The 15,705-nt window shown below is 74.3% G+C and carries 12 protein-coding genes; 6 read left to right on the top strand and 6 right to left on the bottom strand.

Translation table 11 applies throughout. From position 1 onward, the window contains the following. Positions 1-33 precede the first annotated feature (33 nt). The 4 genes from ACH45N_RS11745 to ACH45N_RS11730 are packed head-to-tail and all read right to left on the bottom strand — an operon-like array spanning position 34 to position 3,818. Positions 34-378: a non-heme iron oxygenase ferredoxin subunit gene (locus tag ACH45N_RS11745; protein ID WP_397393930.1), complete on the bottom strand. Its 345-nt coding sequence runs from the start codon at positions 376-378 to the stop codon at positions 34-36. Further along, a complete protein-coding gene (gene sufD / locus ACH45N_RS11740) occupies positions 375-1,592 on the bottom strand; it encodes a Fe-S cluster assembly protein SufD (RefSeq protein WP_397393928.1) in 1,218 nt (405 codons plus the stop codon). Before sufD ends, ACH45N_RS11745 begins: the two co-directional genes overlap by 4 nt. Position 1,593: 1 nt before the next feature. After that, positions 1,594-3,030 carry a Fe-S cluster assembly protein SufB gene (gene sufB / locus ACH45N_RS11735; protein ID WP_036960043.1) on the bottom strand — a complete coding sequence of 479 codons (1,437 nt, stop codon included), beginning with the start codon at positions 3,028-3,030 and terminating at the stop codon, positions 1,594-1,596. Then, the gene (locus ACH45N_RS11730) at positions 3,030-3,818 is read right to left on the bottom strand and encodes a helix-turn-helix transcriptional regulator (protein WP_397393925.1); all 789 of its coding nucleotides are present in this window, start codon (positions 3,816-3,818) and stop codon (positions 3,030-3,032) included. Before ACH45N_RS11730 ends, sufB begins: the two co-directional genes overlap by 1 nt. A 222-nt stretch (positions 3,819-4,040) precedes the next feature. Between ACH45N_RS11730 and ACH45N_RS11725 the strand changes: the two genes are divergently transcribed. From ACH45N_RS11725 to ACH45N_RS11700, 6 genes are all read left to right on the top strand, one after another. After that, positions 4,041-5,048, top strand: a complete 1,008-nt coding sequence (locus ACH45N_RS11725; RefSeq protein WP_397393923.1) for an ABC transporter ATP-binding protein — start codon at positions 4,041-4,043, stop codon at positions 5,046-5,048. After that, entirely contained in the window at positions 5,045-5,839 is a 795-nt protein-coding gene (locus tag ACH45N_RS11720; protein WP_397393921.1) for an ABC transporter permease, read from the top strand. The genes ACH45N_RS11725 and ACH45N_RS11720 overlap by 4 nt, the downstream gene beginning before the upstream one ends. 132 nt (positions 5,840-5,971) lie before the next feature. Then, positions 5,972-7,186 carry a S8 family peptidase gene (locus tag ACH45N_RS11715; protein ID WP_397393919.1) on the top strand — a complete coding sequence of 405 codons (1,215 nt, stop codon included), beginning with the start codon at positions 5,972-5,974 and terminating at the stop codon, positions 7,184-7,186. Between the two features lie 147 nt (positions 7,187-7,333). Continuing rightward, the gene (locus ACH45N_RS11710) at positions 7,334-8,257 is read left to right on the top strand and encodes a heme A synthase (RefSeq protein ID WP_397393917.1); all 924 of its coding nucleotides are present in this window, start codon (positions 7,334-7,336) and stop codon (positions 8,255-8,257) included. A 70-nt stretch (positions 8,258-8,327) separates the two neighbouring features. Beyond that, complete coding sequence (locus tag ACH45N_RS11705) at positions 8,328-9,332, top strand: ATP-binding cassette domain-containing protein (RefSeq protein ID WP_397393915.1); 1,005 nt, start codon at positions 8,328-8,330, stop codon at positions 9,330-9,332. Continuing rightward, the gene (locus tag ACH45N_RS11700) at positions 9,329-10,150 is read left to right on the top strand and encodes an ABC transporter permease (RefSeq protein ID WP_397393913.1); all 822 of its coding nucleotides are present in this window, start codon (positions 9,329-9,331) and stop codon (positions 10,148-10,150) included. The genes ACH45N_RS11705 and ACH45N_RS11700 overlap by 4 nt, the downstream gene beginning before the upstream one ends. 69 nt (positions 10,151-10,219) lie before the next feature. On the opposite strand, the gene ACH45N_RS11695 is transcribed toward ACH45N_RS11700, so the two are convergent. After that, a complete protein-coding gene (locus ACH45N_RS11695) occupies positions 10,220-14,122 on the bottom strand; it encodes a BTAD domain-containing putative transcriptional regulator (RefSeq protein ID WP_397393911.1) in 3,903 nt (1,300 codons plus the stop codon). A gap of 286 nt (positions 14,123-14,408) precedes the next feature. Beyond that, positions 14,409-15,644, bottom strand: a complete 1,236-nt coding sequence (locus ACH45N_RS11690) for an FAD-dependent monooxygenase (protein WP_397393909.1) — start codon at positions 15,642-15,644, stop codon at positions 14,409-14,411. Positions 15,645-15,705: the final 61 nt, after the last annotated feature.

The following is a 15,705-nucleotide window of genomic DNA, read 5'->3' as shown; positions in this document are numbered from 1 at the left end:
ATCTGTTACTCCAGGGTTGCGAAGTCAGTGGTTTCAGGAGACGGGGACGGTCACGTCGATGTCGACGAGCACGCGCTCGCCGTCGACGGTCACCGGGTAGACGGGCACGGGGCGCACCGCCGGGAGCTGGACGGGCATGCCGGTCCGCAGGTCGAACTGGGAACCGTGCAGCCAGCACTCCACGAGGCAGCCCTCGACCTCACCGTCGGACAGCGAGACGGCGCCGTGCGAGCAGACGTCCGAGATGGCGTGGAAGGTGCCGTCGGCGTCACGGGCCACCGCGACCGCGACCGGGGCGCCGTCGGCGCCGTCGAGCTCCACGAGCATCGCCTCCTCCGGTCCCAGGTCGTCGGTCATGCAGGCCAGCTGCGCGGTCATGCGGTCGGAGCCTCGGCAGCCGGCGCCCCGGTGATGACGCTCATCGACTTCTCCAGCTCGGCCTCGATGGAGGCCAGCAGGCGCTCCTCGACCGACGGGACGCCGATCTCGTGGATGAGCTCGGCGAAGAAGCCGCGCACGACGAGACGGCGGGCCTCGATCTCGGGGATGCCCCGGGCCTGGAGGTAGAAGAGCTGCTCGTCGTCGAAGCGGCCGGTGGCGCTGGCGTGGCCGGCGCCGGCGATCTCGCCGGTCTCGATCTCGAGGTTCGGCACCGAGTCCGCGCGCGCGCCGTCCGTGAGGACCAGGTTGCGGTTGAGCTCGTAGGTGTCGGTGTTCTCGGCATTCGCGCGGATCAGCACGTCGCCCACCCACACGGTGTGCGCGCCGGAGCCCTGCAGGGCTCCCTTGTAGGTCACGCGGGACTTGCACTCCGGCACCGCGTGGTCCACGAAGAGGCGGTGCTCCTGGTGCTGGTCGGTGTCCGCGAAGTAGAGGCCCACCATCTCGACGTCACCGCCCTCGGCGGTGAACTCGGCGTCCGGCGTGATGCGCACGACGTCGCCGCCGAACGTCACCACGACGTGCTTGAGCTTCGCGTCGCGGCCCAGGCGGGCGCGGTGCGACGAGGCGTGCACGGCGCCCTCGGCCCAGTCCTGGACGCTGACGACGGTCAGGTGCGCGCCGTCCTCGACCACGATCTCGACGGTCTCGGCGAGCGAGCCGACGCCGTTGTGGTCGATGACCACGACGGCCTCGGAGTGGCGCTCGGCGCGGACCAGCACGTGGGCGGCGGTCGCGTCCGTGGACACGCCCTCCAGGCGCACGGAGGTGACGTCGGACGCCACGGCCTCGGCCGGGATCGTCACGACGGTGGCCTGCTCGAAGGCGTTCCACGCGGTGACGGCGGTACGGTCGCCGGGCTTGCCGGCGGTGCCCAGGCGGGCGTCGTCGCGGGCGACGGTCTCCACCTTGACCTCGGGGGCGGCGGTCACCTGGACCGTGACGCCCGCGGAGCCCAGGTCGGCCTGGAACAGCGGCTGGAGGCGGTCGGCCGGGGAGAAGCGCCACTCCTCCTCGCGGCCGTTGGGCACGGGGATGTCGTCCAGGGAGAAGGACGTGAGGCGCTCCGCACGTGAGCCCTGGGGCTTGACGGCGCCGTGGGAGTGGGCGCCGTCGGCAACAGCGCGCGAGTGATCGGTCGTGAGAGTCATGTCAGCCGACGGACCCTTCCATCTGCAGCTCGATGAGGCGGTTGAGCTCGAGCGCGTACTCCATGGGCAGCTCGCGCGCGATGGGCTCGACGAACCCGCGCACGATCATGGCCATGGCCTCGGTCTCCTCCATACCCCGGGACATGAGGTAGAACAGCTGGTCCTCGCTCACCCGCGAGACCGTGGCCTCGTGACCCATGGACACGTCGTCCTCGCGGACGTCCACGTACGGGTAGGTGTCGCTGCGGGAGATCTGGTCCACCAGCAGCGCGTCGCAGAGGACGTTGGACGCGGAGTGGGAGGCACCCTCGAGCACCTGCACCAGCCCGCGGTACGACGTGCGGCCGCCGCCGCGCGCCACGGACTTGCTGACGATCGACGACGACGTGTTCGGTGCCGCGTGGACCATCTTGGCGCCGGCGTCCTGGTGCTGGCCCTCACCCGCGAAGGCGATGGACAGCGTCTCGCCGCGGGCGTGCTCGCCCAGCAGGTAGATCGCCGGGTACTTCATGGTGACCTTCGAGCCGATGTTGCCGTCGACCCACTCCATGGTGGCGCCCTCGGCGGCCGTGGCCCGCTTGGTCACGAGGTTGTACACGTTGTTCGACCAGTTCTGGATCGTCGTGTAGCGCACGCGGGCGTTCTTCTTGACGACGATCTCGACGACGGCCGAGTGCAGGGAGTCCGACGTGTAGATCGGCGCCGTGCAGCCCTCGACGTAGTGCACGTAGCTGCCCTCGTCGGCGATGATCAGCGTGCGCTCGAACTGGCCCATGTTCTCGGTGTTGATCCGGAAGTAGGCCTGCAGCGGGATCTCCACGTGCACGCCCGGCGGCACGTAGACGAACGAGCCGCCCGACCAGACGGCCGAGTTCAGCGCGGCGAACTTGTTGTCGCCCGACGGGATGACCGTGCCGAAGTACTCCTGGAACAGCTCCGGGTAGTCGCGCAGGCCGGTGTCGGTGTCGACGAAGATGACACCCTGCTCCTCCAGGTCCTCGCGGATCTGGTGGTAGACGACCTCGGACTCGTACTGGGCGGCGACGCCCGCGACGAGGCGCTGCTTCTCCGCCTCCGGGATGCCGAGCCGGTCGTACGTGGCCTTGATGTCCTCGGGCAGCTCCTCCCAGGAGGTGGCCTGCTTCTCCGTGGACCGCACGAAGTACTTGATCTTGTCGAAGTCGATGCCCGACAGGTCGGAGCCCCAGCTCGGCATCGGCTTCTTGCCGAACAGGCGGAGGGCCTTGAGGCGCTGGTTCAGCATCCACTCGGGCTCGTTCTTGAGCGCCGAGATGTTGCGGACGACCTCCTCGCTCAGGCCGCGCTGCGCGGACATGCCGGCGGCGTCGCTGTCGTGCCAGCCGTACTCGTAGGCGCCGATGCTGGCGATGATCTCGTCGTCGGAGCGCTGCTCTGGCGCTTGCGTTTCTGCGCTCATCACTTTCCTTCGGTGGGGGTCGTCGCGGGGAACGTTCGCGGGACGCCTGCGCCTGGGTGGGCAGAGACGTTCACGGGGATGTTGGTCGTGCAAGCATGTGCGCCGCCGGCGATGGTCGCCAGCCGCTGGACGTGCGAGCCCAGCAGCTCGCTGAACGCGCGGGCCTCCTGCTCGCACAGCTCGGGGAACTCCTCGGCCACGTGCTGCACCGGGCAGTGCCCCTGGCAGAGCTGGACCGCCGGCGCCACGACACCGGCCGTGGGGCCGGTCAGCGGGGCCGGCACCGGCCGCACGGAGGCGGCGTAGCCGTCCGCCGACAGGAGCTGGACGAGCTGGGCGGCGCGGCCCTCGGCGTCGGGCGCCGTGAGGTGCGGTGCGTAGCTGCGCGCGACGGCGTCGAACCGCTCCTTGGCGAAGCCCGCCACCGCCTGGCTGCCGCCGGTCTCCTTGAGGAACCGCAGCACCTGCCGGGCGATCTCCTGGTAACCGCCCGCCAGCTCGGACTGGCCGCCGCTCGTGACGACGTACCGCCGCGCGGGGCGCCCGCGCCGGGGGGTGCCCGACGGCGTGGCCTCGTGGACGGTGATCTTGCCGTCCTCCTCCAGGAGCGTGAGGTGCCGGCGCACGGCCGGGGCGGTCAGGCCCAGGACGGCGGCCAGCGCGCCCGCCGTGACCGGACCGCGGGAGGCGACGAGCTCGAGCACGCGCCGTCGCGTGGTGCCGTCGGTCTCGTGGCTCGCCGGATGGCTCACCGCGTGGCCGGCGGACACCTGTGTCGGTGCGCTCATGCTGGTCACCTCCTCCTCCGTCGGTCCGGGGGCAGACCTCACCCGGTGGGCACGCCTTCGTAGGCGCCAATGCTTTTGAGAACATCCTTGTTCCCTAATTCGAGATGCGCAAGGAAGGCGACCCTCAGTTGTGGTGGATCGCGACACATCTCACACGGGAGGTCCACCCCCAGGTCACGCCGGACGACCTCGGCCGCGCGCGGTGCCGCCTACGATTGTGCGGTGCCCCTGTCCGACGCGACCGCGATCGACCCCGCCCAGGCGGCCCCCGCGGACGCCGCCACAGCCAGCCCCGCCGGTGCCGACCACGAGGTCGCCGTCCAGGTGCGCGGGCTCGTCAAGCGCTACGACGGCCGCGCCGTCGTCGACGGCCTGGACCTGACCGCCCGCCCGGGCGCCGTCACCGCCGTCCTCGGCCCCAACGGCGCGGGCAAGACCACCACCATCGAGTGCTGCGAGGGCCTGCGCTCCCCCGACGGCGGCACCGTCCGCGTGCTGGGCCACGACCCCGTGGCCGACGCCCGGGCGCTGCGCCCCCGCGTGGGCGTCATGCTGCAGGACGGCGGGCTGCCCACCGGGGTGCGCGCCCTGGAGCTGCTGCGGCACGTCGCCGCCATGTACGCCACGCCCCGCCCCGTGGACGAGCTCGCCGAACGCCTCGGCCTGCACGGTTTCGCGCGCACCACGGTGCGTCGCCTGTCCGGCGGGCAGCGCCAGCGGGTCGCGCTCGCGGCGGCCGTGGTCGGGCGGCCCGACGTCGTCTTCCTCGACGAGCCCAGCGCCGGCATGGACCCCCAGAGCCGGCGCGCCGTCTGGGACCTGGTGCGCGAGCTGCGGTCCGACGGCGTCGCGATCGTGCTGACCACCCACCTCATGGACGAGGCCGCCGACCTCGCCGACCACGTGCACGTCGTGGACCACGGCCGGGTGATCGCGTCGGGTACCGTCCGCGACCTGACGTCCGGGAGCGGTGCGGGTCCGGGCTCGATCCGGGTCGAGGCCACCCCGAACCTGGACCTCACCCCGCTCCGCACCGCCCTGCCGGGTTCCTGGGTGGTCAGCGAGGGCGAGGCCGGGGTGTACACCGTGACGGGACCGGTGGACCCGGCCGCCGTGGCCGCCGTGGCCGCGTGGCTCGCCGGGCAGGGCGTGCTCGCCCGGTCGGTCACCACCGGCAGCCGCACCCTCGAGGACGTCTTCCTCGACCTCACCGGAAGGCACCTGCGATGAGCGCGCCCACCTCGCGGGTCGAGCCCGCCGGAGCCCGGGTCGAGCCCGCCGCCGCGCCGGCGGTGCGCCGGATCGCCGCCCAGGCGTCGTTCGAGACCCGCGCGATCCTGCGCAACGGCGAGCAGCTCCTCGTGACGATCGTGCTGCCCGTCCTGGTGCTCTTCGCGCTGGTGCGCACGTCGTTCATCGACCTGGACACGCACGGCTTCTCGCGCGTCGACTTCGTGACGCCGGGCGTGCTGGCGCTCGCGGTGATGTCGACGGCGTTCACGTCGCAGGCGATCGCGACGGCGTTCGACCGGCGCAACGGCGTGCTGCGCCTCATGGCCACCACGCCGCTCGGCCGGTCCGGGCTGCTGGCCGGCAAGGTGCTCGGCGTGCTCGCCGTCGAGGTGGTGCAGGTCGTGGTCATCTGCGGCGTCGCGGTGACGCTCGGCTGGCGGCCGGAGCTGGGCGCGCTGCCCGCCGTCGTCGGCGCCGTGCTGCTCGGGACCGCCGCGTTCACCGCCCTGGCCCTGCTGCTCGCGGGGACCCTGCGCGCCGAGGGCGTGCTGGCCGTGGCCAACCTGGTGCTCGTGCTGCTCACGGTGGGTGGCGGCGTGCTGCTGCCCGCGCAGCAGCTCGCGGGGCCGTTGGCGCACGTGGCGGTGCTGCTGCCCTCCGGTGCCCTGGGCGAGGCGATGCGCGGCGCGCTGCTGTACGGCTCGGTGCCCCCGTTCTCCGTGGTGGTGCTGCTGGCCTGGACCACGGCGCTCGGCGCGGGCGCGGCCCGCCTGTTCCGCTGGCACTGATCGCTACCTGGGCCTGACCGGGGAACTACCTACCACACACGCATATCTGGGCGGTATGACCTTTTCGAGAGGTTGTCGGGTGAAATTTGCCCCTTTAGGGTCCATTTCACCTACATTCCCCAGGGAGGCAGCGTGACTTCCACTCACAGCAACCGTCGCCGGCTGATCGTCGGTGCCGGTATCGCGATCGCCCTCGCGGCGGCCCCGGCCGCAGCGGCCGTGGCCTCGGCGACGCCGGACGAGGCACCCGCACCCGTCGCGGGCGCGGTCGTCGAGGACTCCTACATCGTGGTCCTCAAGGACAGCGACGTCACCAAGAAGCAGGTCCGGAGCGCCGCGAGCGGCCTGGTGCAGGAGTACGGCGGCGAGGTGCAGCGCTCCTACACCAACGCGGTGCGCGGCTTCTCGGCGTCGATGTCGGCGGCGCAGGCCGAGCGGCTCGAGGCGGACCCGTCCGTCGCGTACGTGGAGCAGAACCGGGTCATGACCGCGACGGACACGCAGTCGCCGGTCCCCTCCTGGGGTCTGGACCGCATCGACCAGGAGGGCCTGCCGCTCGACGACTCGTACACGTACGGGAACTCGGGCTCGGGCGTGACGGCGTACATCGTCGACACCGGCATCCTGACCACCCACGAGGACTTCGGCGGCCGCGCGGTCAGCGGCACCGACACCGTGGACAACGACGACGACGCCACCGACTGCGCGGGCCACGGCACGCACGTCGCGGGCACCGTGGGCGGCTCGTCCTACGGCGTCGCCAAGGACGTCTCGCTCGTCGCGGTCCGCGTGCTGGACTGCGGCGGCTCCGGGACCTACGACGGCGTCATCGCCGGCATCGACTGGGTGACGGCCGACCACCAGGCCGGGGAGCCGGCCGTGGCCAACATGTCGCTCGGCGGCGGCTTCTCGCAGGCCGTGAACGACGCCGTGTCCGAGGCCGTCGCGGACGGGGTCACCTTCGCCCTGGCCGCCGGCAACGACTACGCCGCCGACGCCTGCGACGGCTCGCCGGGCTCCACGCCGGAGGCCCTCACGGTGGGCGCGACCGAGGACACGGACGCCCGTGCCGTGTACTCCAACATCGGCACCTGCGTGGACATCTTCGCGCCCGGTACCGACATCACGTCGGCCTGGTACACCGGCGACACCGCGACGAACACCATCAGCGGTACCTCGATGGCGACGCCGCACGTGGCGGGCGCCGCGGCGCTCGTGCTGGGCGGCAACCCGGGCGCGACGCCGGCCGAGGTCGGCGACGCCCTGACCGGCGCGGCCGTGCCGGACGTCGTGTCCGACCCGGGCACCGGCTCGCCGAACCTGCTGCTGAACGTCAGCGGCCTCTGAGGGTTCCTCCCGCACGTGTCAGACGCTCAGGTCACCGGGGTGACCTGAGCGTCTGACACGTTCCTGACAGGTGGTCCGCAAAGAATCACACCCGGTCCGGGACCGGCACGGGAGGCAGTGCCGTCGTCGGGCACTAGCGTGGGACCCGTGACCGCACCCGCCGCCCCTGTCTCCTGGCTCGACGCGCTCCCCGGCCGCGTGGACCGCTTTCGCCACTGGACCCGCGCGGTCCTCGTCGCGAACCTGATCGGCCAGATCGGCATCATCGGGACGGGCGGCGCCGTGCGCCTCACCGACTCGGGCCTGGGCTGCTCCACGTGGCCGCAGTGCGAGCCCGGCAGCTTCACGCCGCAGTTCCACGAGGCGACGACGCTGCACCCCTACATCGAGTTCGGCAACCGCACGCTGACGGGCGTGCTCGGGGTCGTCGCGGTGCTGCTCGCGGTGCTGGTGTGCACCGACCTGAAGCGCACGGCGTCCTACCGCATGCTCGGCCTGGCGCCCGTCGTGGGCGTGCTGGCGCAGGCCCTGATCGGCGGCATCGTGGTGCTGCTCCACCTGCACCCGGGCTGGGTGTCCCTGCACTTCGCGGTCTCCGGCGCGCTGGTCGCCCTGTCCCTGTACCTGGTGCACCGACACGACGAGGGCGACGGGCCCGCGCGGCTCGTGGTGGCCCCGCGCGTGCGGACGCTCGCGTGGGCCCTGGCCGGCCTCACCGCCGTCGTCGTCGTGCTCGGCGTGCTGACGACCGGTGCAGGCCCGCACAGCGGCGACTCCGAGGTGGGCTACCGGTTCGCCATCGACCCGGCGCTCCTGACCAGGTGGCACGCCGCCGCGGTGTGGGTGTTCCTCGCCGCCCTGGTCGCGTTCCTCGTGGCGGTCCGGCGCGGACCGGCCGAGGTGCGCCGCGCGGCCGTCATCCTGCTCGCCATCACGCTGGCGCAGGGTCTCATCGGGTACGTGCAGTACTTCACCGACCTGCCCGAGCTGCTCGTCGGGCTGCACATGATCGGCGCAGCCGCGCTGATCGCGGGGACCACGCGTGTGTGGCTGACGACGCGGGTGCGGTGAACCGCGGGGTGAGCGCGCCGTGACAGCGGTCTGACAGTCCCGTGCGAGCGGGCCCCCGCACGCTGGGGGCATGAACACGAACGCGATCGAGGCACAGGGCCTCGTCAAGATCTTCGGCGACAACCGCGCCGTGGACGGCGTCGACCTCACCGTCCGCACCGGGACCGTCTACGGGGTGCTCGGGCCCAACGGCGCGGGCAAGACCACGACCATCCGCATGCTCGCCACCCTGCTGCGACCCGACGGCGGCGAGGCCCGCATCTTCGGCCACGACATCGCCCGCGAGGGCGCCGCCGTCCGCTCCCTGATCGGGGTCACGGGCCAGCACGCGTCGGTCGACGAGACACTGAGCGCCACCGAGAACCTCGTGGTCTTCGGGCGGCTGCTCGGGCTCTCCGCACGCGCCGCGCGGGCCAAGTCGGCCGAGCTCCTGGAGGAGTTCTCGCTGACCGACGCCGCCAAGCGGCCGCTGCGCAACTACTCGGGCGGTATGCGGCGCCGGCTCGACCTGGCGGCGAGCCTGATCGCCCGGCCGCCGCTCATCTTCCTGGACGAGCCCACCACGGGCCTCGACCCGCGCACCCGTAACCAGATGTGGGACACGATCCGCCGCCTCGTCGCGGACGGCTCCACGGTGCTGCTCACCACCCAGTACCTCGACGAGGCCGACCAGCTCGCCGACCGCATCGCGGTCATCGACCGCGGCACCGTGGTCGCCGAGGGCACCGCCGACGAGCTCAAGTCCACCGTCGGCGCCCAGTCGCTCCAGGTCGGGCTCGCCCACGCCGACGACCTCGGTACCGCGCTCAGCCTGGTGCAGCAGGTCTTCGGCGCCGCGGGCGTCGTCGCACCCGAGGGTCTGCGCATCACCGTGCCGGTCCCCCACGCCGAGGCCGTCGCCGACCTGCTGGTCCGGTTCCGGGACGCCCGGGTGCCGATCGACTCCGTCAGCCTCGACAAGCCGAGCCTGGACGAGGTCTTCCTCACCCTCACCGGCCACGCGGCGTCCGACGACGCCCCCGCCGGCGGCAGCACCGACAACACCCGGAACGACACCGAGAAGGTGACCGCATGAGCACCGCAGCCCTGGCCCCGGCGCCGCACACCGCCACGATCCAGCCCGCCCGGGTCGGCCTGGCCGCCACCGTGTCCCAGTCGTTCACCATGGCCTACCGCGGCCTGCTCAAGGTGCGCCACACCCCCGAGCAGCTCATCGACGTGACCTTCCAGCCGATCATCTTCACGCTGATGTTCACGTACCTGTTCGGCGGCGCGGTCTCCGGCAGCGTCGGTGCCTACCTGCCGCTGATCATCCCCGGCATCCTGGCGCAGACCGTCATCACGGCCTCCGTCGTGACCGGCGTCCAGCTCCGCGAGGACATGGACAAGGGCGTGTTCGACCGGTTCCGCTCCCTGCCGATCGCGCGCATCGCGCCGCTGGCCGGCGCGCTGCTCGCCGACACGGTCCGCTACCTCGTGGCGACCACCATCACGTTCCTGACCGGACTCGTCATGGGCTGGCGGCCCGGCGGCGGTTTCGGCGGCGTGGTGCTCGCCGGGCTGCTCGTGATCGTCTGCGCGTGGGCACTGAGCTGGATCTTCGCCTACATCGGCGTGATCGCGCGGTCGGCCACGTTCGTGCAGGGCGTCTCGTTCATGGTCCTGTTCCCCCTGACGTTCCTGTCCAACGCGTTCGTCGAGGTCGACACCCTGCCGGGCTGGATGCAGGCGTTCGTCCAGGTCAACCCGGTGTCCCACCTGGTGTCGGCCGTGCGCTCCCTCGCGAACGAAGGCCTGGTCACGGCCGACGTGGGCTGGACGCTGCTGAGCGCGGCGGTGGTCGTGGTGATCTTCGCCCCGATCGCGGTCCGCAGCTACCTCCGCAAGGCCTGAGTCCCGCCCGCCACCCTCCAGCACTGCCTCGCGCGGCGTCGAACGTAGGGTTGGTCGCTCCATGAGCGTTCATGGGGCGACCACCCCTACGTTCGACGCTGCGTCAGCCCGCGGGATCGGGGCCTCCAGAGAACTGAGGGCGTGCTCCGCCAGGTCCGCGCGGGGGACCGCCGCGATCCTCGCCCGCGCCGCGGCCACCGCTTCGGCCCCGTGCCGTTCGGCGGCCGCGGCGAGGACGGGCTCGCGCCGCAGCGCCAGGAAGTCCTGCCGCGAGCCCAGCACCTCGGCCAGGGCGAGCAGCTCCAGCCCGTCGACCGGGCCGGACCGCCCCGGGCCGGACGACCCCGCGTCGGAAGCCGCGGCCCCGTCTGTCCGTGGCCCCGCCGCGAGCACCGCGCCCACGGCGAGGCACACCGTGCCCAGCACGGGGTGGTCGGCCACGTGGCGCATCCACTCCCGGTACAACCGCACGGCCCGACGCCGGACGACGTCGGCCACCTGCCGCGCCCGCGCGACCTGCCCGGCGTCGACGAGCCGCACGACCCAGGCGGACCCCACGATCACCGCCCAGGGCGCAGCCGGGGAGGCGTCGCCGCGGCCGGCCGGGGGCGGCCCGACGGCGGGCGCCGCGGGCGAGCCCTGGCCGACGGGCGGCGCGCCGTCGTCGGCGACGCCCGGCAGGTCCGCGAACACGGCCACCGCCTGCTCGTACAGGTCCAGCGCTCCGGCGACGTCGCCTCGCACCCAGGCGATCTCGGCCCGGCCGACCCGGACCACGGCGCGCGACTCGTCTCCGCCGCGCTCGGACTGGTCCGCGTCCTGCGCGGACCGCTCGACCCGCGCGCAGATCCGTTCGGCCCCGGCCAGGTCGCCGTCGGCGACGGCGGTGCCGAGGTCCACCCAGTCGAGCTGCCGCATCGCGCCGTCGGCCCCGATCACCGTCAGGCCCTCCCGCGCCACGCGCGACCAGTGCTTCGCGGTCCGCGTGTCCCCGGCCCCGAACGCCGTGGTCGCCAGGAACATCGCGGCGCCCGCCCGGCTGGCCACGTCGCCGATGCCCTGGGCCAGGTGGTAGGCGCGCTCCGCACCGTCGAGCGCCTCGGCCAGCCGCCCGGCGTTCTCCGCCTCCTGCGAGGCGACCAGGTGGGCGAGGAACGCGATGAGCGGGTCGTCCGAGTCGCGCAGGTCCAGGACCGCGCCCGGTGCGGACGCCAGCAGCATGTTCGCCACCGCACGCGTCCGCGGGCCCACCGCGTCGCCGTGCTCGCGCAGCACCCGCCGGAGCCGGGCCAGCGCCCGCAGGTTTCCCGTGATCCCCGAGAACGCCGTCGTGGCCGCCGCGTAGGCCAGGGCGAGCGCGGTCACGTCGGCGTCCTCGGCCGGGACGGTCCGGCCGGTGACCGCGTCGAGGACGGCCGGCGCCAGGTCGGCCGCCCGCTCCTCCGCGCCGCGCAGGGTCCACGCGCCGCCGAGCGCGACGAAGCCGTGCACGACGACGTCGGGCCGGTCCGCTCGCGCCGCCTCCCGGATCGCGAACAGCAGGTTCTCGTGCTCGCGCCGCAACAGGTCGACGGCGGCCACCTGCTCCGGCCCGAGCAGCCGGGACGTGCACCACCGCGCCACCCCCTTGCCCCAGCTCAGCAGCGCGTCGCGGACGGCGTCCTCCTCGCCCGCCTCGGCGAGCCGCAGCAGGCCGAACTCCCGGACCGTCTCGAGCATCCGGTACCGCACCGGGGCGGGCCGGGGCGCTCCCCCGGAACCGTCCGCGCCGGGCAGCCCGGGGTCTTCCTCCACGACGAGCAGGGACTGCGTCACCAGACCGTCGACGTCGTCGAGCACGTCGAGCGGCACCACCCCGTCGGGGGCCGTCCCCTCGGGGTGCGTGTCGAGGCGGCCCAGGGCCGCGGCCGCGTGGGCGGACAGCCCGTCGGGCAGCACGCAGACACGGCGCCACACCTCGCGCTGCGACGGCTCCAGCAGGTTCCAGCTCCACTCGATGACGGCCTCGAGCGTGCGGTGCCGGTCGGGCACGGTCCGGTCGCCGCCGCGCAGCAGGGCGAACCGGGCGTCGAGGTGCCGCTCGATCTCCTCGACCGACAGGGTGCGCACGCGCGCGGCGGCCAGCTCGATCGCGAGCGGGAGCCCGTCGAGCCGGTCGCAGAGCCGGGCGACGACGGCGTCGGGCAGCTGCGCCCCGGGCCGGGCCGCGAGCGCCCTCTGCCGGAACAGCTCGACGGCCGGGCCGCGTCCGGTGCCGGACGAGTCCGCGCCGTCGCCAGGTGCACCCGGAGCGCCGGCGCCGTCCGCGGAGCTCCCGCCGCGCGCACCGCCCGAGGCGAGCGGCGCCAGCGGGTACACCTGCTCGGCGGCGACCTGCAGGGGCGCGCGGCTCGTGGTCAGGATCCGCAGGCCGGGAGCGGCGGAGAGCAGGACGTCCGCCCAGCGCGCGGCGCCGTCGGGCACGTGCTCGCAGTTGTCCAGCACGAGGAGGGTGCGGGCGGTGCGGGCGCGCTCCACGATGCGGTCGTGCAGGTCGCCGGCGAGCAGCCGGTCGGACAGACGCGCGGAACCCACCGCCGACACCCCGAGGCCGTCGGCGATCGCGAGCGCCACGTCGTCGTCGGTGCGCACGCCCGCGAGCTCGGCGACCGCGATCGAGAGCCCGTCCAGCGGCCCCGACGCCGTCGCGGTCCGGTCCTCCGCGACCGTGCGCGCCACCTCCTGGGCCAGCCGGGTCTTGCCGAGCCCACCCGCGCCGAGGATCGTCACGAGCCGGTGCCGGGTCAGCTCCCCCACGACGGCGCGCACGTCGTCCGCGCGCCCGATCAGCGGTGTCGCGGCGGCGCGCAGCCCGCGCACGAACCGGCCGGCGCCGGGCCGGGGTGCGGCTTCCGGCGCGCCTTCCGACGGGACGACGGTCGGGCCGTCGCCCCGCGCGGTGCTGCCGTCCGGGGTGTCGGACGGCGGGGTGCCGACCGCCGCGGCGCGGCGGGCCGCGGCAGTCTCGGCGATGCGCGCGTGCAGCGCCACGAGGTCCGGCGCAGGGTCGGTGCCGAGCTCCGCGACCAGGGCGTGCCGCAGCCGTCCGAACACGCGCGCCGCCTCGTCGGGACGCCCCGCCGCCGCGAGCGCCGTCATGAGGTCGCGCGCCGCGTCCTCGTCCAGTGGGTCGGCGGCCAGGGCCGCGTTGGCGAGGACGGTCGCGGTCGCGGCGTCCCCCGCGGCCACGGCGGCCCGACGACGCAGGGCGGTCAGCTCGTCCCGGAGCCGTCCGGCGGTGTCGCGCAGCTCCTGCGCGAGGCCGGGTGTCGCGTCGTCCAGCCCGTCTCCCGGTTCACCGCGCCAGAGCGCGAGGGCGGTATCGACGACGGCGGCGGCCGCCGCGGCGGCCCGGGTGCCGCCGTCGGCCGCATCGTCGCCGGGCAGGCCGGGCACGCCCGCTACGCCGGGCAGGCCGGGCACGCCCGGTACGCCGGGCAGGCCGGGCTCGCCGGGCAGGCCGGGTACGCCCGGTACGCCGCCCGCGCCGTCGGTATCGCCCGGGCGGCGCGGCAGCCCGCCGCCCGGCCCCGCGACGCCGCCCGGACCCGGGACCCGTCCGGGCCCGAGGAGCTCGCGCGCCTCGGTCAGGGCCGCGCGCGCTCGGTCCAGGTCGCTCGGACCCCCGAGCGCGTACCCCGCGGACGTGAACCGCACGACGTCGGGGCCCAGCGAGCGCAGCCGGGAGACGAGACTCTGGAGCGCCGCACGCGGGTTGGCCGGCAGGTCGTCGGCCCACAGGGCGTCGACCAGGGCCGACACCGTGACGGTCCGGGGCGCGGCCATCGCGAGCAGCACCACGAGGGCGGCGGCGCGGGTACCGCGCGGCGCGACCGGACCGGCGTCGGACAGCACGGCCACCGGCCCGAGAACCGCCACGACCGGGTCCGCCCCGGGCGCTCCGGTCGGGCGGCCGGAGTTGACGTGCTGCATGCGCGCCACTCTAGGCGGTGCACCTGGGCCGACGCCGCTGTAGTCGCGCCCGGAGCCCGACGGCGTCAGGTCGCCGAGGTCAGGTCGGCAGCCCCCTGCGAGGTCGGCAGTCCCCTGCGAGGTCGGCAGTCCCCTGCGAGGTCGGCAGTCCCCTGCGAGGTCGGCACAGGCCTGTGCCGACCTCGACGCAGACTGCCGACCTCTTTGCCGATCCCGCAGCCAACCCCGCAGCAAGGTGCCGACCGCAAACAGCCAACTGCCGACGCAGCAGGGCACCGGCCGGCCGTCACCCCACCGGCAGGGTCGGCAGCGCCGGCGGCGTCCAGCTCGCGAAGCGCGACATGCCGTCGAGCATGACCCGGGCGGGGAGCGCCCGCAGCGCCGCGTTCCGCAGCCCCACCAGCGCGGGGCTGGCGAGCTGCTCACCGATCCGGGCGCTCGCCCAGGCCGCGCGCAGCACGCCGGAGGTCCGCGGCCGGCGCACCCGGTCGTAGGCCGCCAGCCCGTCGACCACGGAGTTGCGGCCTGAGCCGTCCGACCCGGCGGAACCACCCGAACCACCCGAACCACCCGTACCGCCCGACACCGACGCGGCCAGCACCACGGCGTCCTCGATGCCCTGGCACCCGCCCTGTCCCACGTTGGGCGGCATGGCGTGCGCGGCGTCGCCGACCAGGGCCACCCGGCCACGGGCCATGCGCGGGACCGGCTTCCGGAACCCGTACAGGTCGAGCTGCTGCGCCTGCTCGGGCGTGGTCGCCGCCAGGACCTGCGGGATCGGCTGGTGCCAGCCGGCGAACGCAACGCGGGCGGCGGCCAGGTCGGCGGCGGCGTCCCCGGTGGGCCGGCCCGCCGGGCCCACCTGCGTGGCGTACCAGTACAGGCGCCCGTCACCGAGCGGGATCAGGCCGACCTCGCCGCCCGGCCCCCAGGTCTGGGACATCTCGGTGATCCCGGGGTTGTCGAGCACGGCGAGCCATGTCGTCGACCCGACATAGACGGGTTCCGCGACGTCCGGGGCGACGGCGGCGCGCAGTCGCGACCGGACGCCGTCGGCCGCCACCACGAGGTCGGCGCTCAGCGTGGTCCCGTCGTCCAGCGTGACCACGGCGGGGTGTGCGGCGTCGCCCGGGTCGACCGCCGCTGCCGCCGCGCCGTAGGTGACCTGCCCGTCGCCGAGCCCGTCGAGCAGCGCCTCCTGCAGCCGGGGGCGGTGGAAGGCGATCGCCACCGTGCCGAGCCGCGCCGCGATCTGCTCGGCCGAGACGTGCACCAGGGCGCGTCCCGCGCCGTCGCGGAGCGTGCCGGGATAGGCCTGCTGACCGACGGCGCGCACGGCGTCACCCACCCCCGCCGCGTCGAGCCCGCGCAGCGCGTTGGCGAGCAGCACGATGCCCGCGCCGGTGGTGCGCGGCTCGGGCGACCGCTCCAGCACCCGCACGTCCCACCCGCAGCGTGTCAGCGCGTTGGCGGCGGTCAGTCCCGCGATCCCTGCTCCGACGACGATCGCACTCCTGCTCATGAGCCCTCCTCGACAGGCCGACGGCGATACCACTACGCTCGTTGTAGTACGCATGATGCCA

Source organism: Promicromonospora sp. NPDC019610, assembly GCF_044389365.1.
In the GTDB taxonomy this organism is placed as follows: domain Bacteria; phylum Actinomycetota; class Actinomycetes; order Actinomycetales; family Cellulomonadaceae; genus Promicromonospora.
Note: the sequence above shows the minus strand (reverse complement) of the source record. Positions and strands in the feature narration are given on the sequence as shown.

What these genes read in the sequence shown, in the direction of transcription:
- sufD (WP_397393928.1), bottom strand. Translation starts at nt 1,592, where the DNA reads ATGACTCTCACGACCGATCACTCGCGCGCTGTTGCCGACGGCGCCCAC.
- ACH45N_RS11730 (WP_397393925.1), bottom strand. Translation starts at nt 3,818, where the DNA reads ATGAGCGCACCGACACAGGTGTCCGCCGGCCACGCGGTGAGCCATCCG.
- ACH45N_RS11700 (WP_397393913.1), top strand. Translation starts at nt 9,329, where the DNA reads ATGAGCACCGCAGCCCTGGCCCCGGCGCCGCACACCGCCACGATCCAG.
- ACH45N_RS11705 (WP_397393915.1), top strand. Translation starts at nt 8,328, where the DNA reads ATGAACACGAACGCGATCGAGGCACAGGGCCTCGTCAAGATCTTCGGC.
- sufB (WP_036960043.1), bottom strand. Translation starts at nt 3,030, where the DNA reads ATGAGCGCAGAAACGCAAGCGCCAGAGCAGCGCTCCGACGACGAGATC.
- ACH45N_RS11720 (WP_397393921.1), top strand. Translation starts at nt 5,045, where the DNA reads ATGAGCGCGCCCACCTCGCGGGTCGAGCCCGCCGGAGCCCGGGTCGAG.
- ACH45N_RS11745 (WP_397393930.1), bottom strand. Translation starts at nt 378, where the DNA reads ATGACCGCGCAGCTGGCCTGCATGACCGACGACCTGGGACCGGAGGAG.
- ACH45N_RS11695 (WP_397393911.1), bottom strand. Translation starts at nt 14,122, where the DNA reads ATGCAGCACGTCAACTCCGGCCGCCCGACCGGAGCGCCCGGGGCGGAC.
- ACH45N_RS11690 (WP_397393909.1), bottom strand. Translation starts at nt 15,644, where the DNA reads ATGAGCAGGAGTGCGATCGTCGTCGGAGCAGGGATCGCGGGACTGACC.